This is a genomic window from Parafrankia sp. EUN1f (genome assembly GCF_000177675.1).
Classification (GTDB): domain Bacteria; phylum Actinomycetota; class Actinomycetes; order Frankiales; family Frankiaceae; genus Parafrankia.
On record NZ_ADGX01000334.1, the window covers coordinates 1 to 2521 of the forward strand.

Below are 2521 nucleotides of genomic sequence, written 5' to 3' on the forward strand. Positions count from 1 at the left end.
CCGCACGGCCCGCCGGCTCCGCCGGCTCCGGTGGCTCCGGTGGCTCCGGTGGAGCCGCCGGGACAGCCGCCACGGGGAGAGCCGCCACCGGGACGGCCACCGCGGCCCCAGGAGCCCCGCAGCCGGGAACGGGTGGTACCGGCGTGGGTTTCGCCACGGACGGCTACGTGGGCGCGCAGGCGACCGCCCCGTCCGGGTTCGCGGTGGGGGGAGTCCGGCACGCGACGGCAGGCGGGCGCGCGGGCGCGGCCGCGGCCGCCCGCCGCGGACGGCACCGCCAGCAGCGTGATGTCGCCGATGCCGAGCCCTACCCGGCCACCGACTCGTACGCGGCCACCGACTCGTACGCGGCCACCGACTCGTACGCCACGGCGGACCCGTACGCCGCAACCGGCCCGTACTCGACTGCCGGCCCGCGCTCCGCTGGCAACTCGAATTCGGCGGCGGGCACCGCCGGCGGATTCGTGCCCGCGGGCGCGCAGGGCCGAGGCCCGGCGACCGGCGCGGTGCACATGCCCCCGGCAGGTCATCGGACGGCGCGCGAGGAGGACATCATCGACGCCGAGATCGTCGAGGAGTGACCTCGCGCCCGCCGCGGGCGGGCGCGAGGTGTGCGTTTATTCGCCCCGCCTGCGCAGGTAACGCTCGAACTCCCGGGCGATGGCGTCGCCGCTCGCCTCCGGCAGGGCGGTCTCCGGCTCGCGTGACTCCAGCGAGCGGACGTACTCGGCCACCTCGGAGTCGCCGGCGGCGAGCTCGTCCACCTGCCGTTCCCAGGCCTTCGCCTTGTCGGGCAGCTCGCCGAGGGGGATCTCCATGTCGAGAAGGTCCTCGACCCGGCGCAGCAGGGCCAGCGTCGCCTTCGGGCACGGCGGGTTGGCCACGTAGTGCGGAACCGCCGCCCAGAACGACACCGATGCCAGCTCCGCCCGGGAGCAGGCGTCGGAGAACACCCCGACTATCCCGGTCGGCCCCTCGTAGCGGGACGCCTCCAGCCCCAGCCGGGCAGCGGTCGCCGGATCGCCGGCGGTGCCACTGATCGGAACGGGGCGGGTGTGCGGAGAGTCGGCGAGCAGGGCACCCAGCGTGATGACCATGTCGCTGCCCAGCGCGTGGACCGCCTCGATCAGCTCGTCGGTGAACCCCCGCCAGCGCATGTTCGGCTCGAGCCCACGTACCAGCACGAGGTCGGAGTCGGACTTCGCCGGCCGGGCGACCGACAGCCGGGTCGTCGGCCAGGCGATCTTGCGTGAGGCGCCGTCGGTGCCGCTCACCGTCGGCCGGTTCACCTGGAAGTCGTAGTAGTCGTCGGGGTCGATCGCACCGATGACCCGAGCGCCGAAGACGTTCTCCAGGTGCTCAACGGCAGCCGACGATGCGTCGGCGGCGTCGTTCCAGCCCTCGAAGGCGGCCACGACCACCGGCGACCGTAGCTGGCCGACGCCGGAGAACTCGATCACCTACCACCTCCTGCCGCCACCTGGCGGCCCCCAGTCCCCGTAACAGGGCAACGGTACGTCCTCGCCGAGCGCGAGAACGTCTGTCGTCCAGTCTGCCGCGTGATCGCAACCTCCGCCTCAAGGGCGCCGAACAACCCCGGCCCGGGGCCGTCACCGGCCCCGGGTGTTCCACAACGTCATGTCCCGTCGGAGAGGGTATGCCGCACAGGCGCCGCCCGGGTGACGACGGGTCACCGCGGGGCTCCCCGGTGGCCCGCGGGCGGCCTTTCGACCCGATCCCGGTACCCTTCCGGAAGCGTCCCAAGCGGCCGCGGACCTTTCGGAGGACGACATCCTGTGAGTGATTTGCCGGCGGCGGTTCTGCTCGACATGGACGGTCTGCTGGTCGACACCGAGCCGTTGTGGACGATCGCGGAGCACGAGGCGGCCGCGCGCCTGGGCCGGGAGTTCACCCCCGAGATGAAGCAGGCCATGATCGGGCACGGTATCGACACCGCCGTCCCGATCATGCTGGAGATGCTGGGAGCTCCGTCCGCGGAGGAACCCGCGACCGCCGAGTTCCTGCTGCGCCGGTCGGCCGAGCTCTTCCGGGAGCCGGGGGCGATCATCCCCCAGCCGGGCGCGCCGGAGCTGCTGGGTGTCCTCACCGCCGCGGGCGTGCCGACCGCGCTGGTCTCGTCCTCGTTCCGGTCCCTGGTGGACCCGGTGGTCGCCCTGCTCGGCGCGCGGCACTTCACCGTTACCGTCGCCGGTGACGAGGTCGAGCGGCGCAAGCCGCACCCCGACCCGTACCTGGCCGCCACCCGGCTGCTCGGCGTCGACCCCGCCGCCTGCGTCGTGCTGGAGGACAGCCTCACCGGCGCGGCCGCCGGTGTCGCCGCCGGCTGCGTGACGGTCCTCGTGCCGTCGATGCCGATCCCGCCCGGCCAGGACCCCCCGCCCGTCCAGGCCCGGGTCGCCAACCTGCACGAGGTCGACCTGGCGCTGCTCGCCGGCCTCGTCCGGCGCACCGGCGTCACCTGACTGCGCACCGGCGTCAGGTGACGCCGTACCGGCGTACC

2 protein-coding genes and 1 pseudogene are annotated in these 2521 nt (G+C 74.0%); 2 read left to right on the forward strand and 1 reads right to left on the reverse strand.

Annotated elements, in window-relative coordinates:
• Positions 1-581: pseudogene (locus tag FREUN1FDRAFT_RS38815) on the forward strand (hypothetical protein); the annotation flags it as partial.
• A gap of 36 nt (positions 582-617) precedes the next feature.
• Here the strand turns inward: FREUN1FDRAFT_RS38815 and FREUN1FDRAFT_RS38820 are convergent.
• The gene (locus FREUN1FDRAFT_RS38820; RefSeq protein ID WP_006545928.1) at positions 618-1460 is read right to left on the reverse strand and encodes a PAC2 family protein; all 843 of its coding nucleotides are present in this window, start codon (positions 1458-1460) and stop codon (positions 618-620) included.
• 336 nt (positions 1461-1796) lie between these two features.
• On the opposite strand from FREUN1FDRAFT_RS38820, the gene FREUN1FDRAFT_RS38825 reads away from it, so the two are divergent.
• On the forward strand, positions 1797-2483 hold the full coding sequence (locus tag FREUN1FDRAFT_RS38825) for an HAD family phosphatase (protein WP_006545929.1): 687 nt from the start codon (positions 1797-1799) through the stop codon (positions 2481-2483).
• Positions 2484-2521 lie beyond the last annotated feature (38 nt).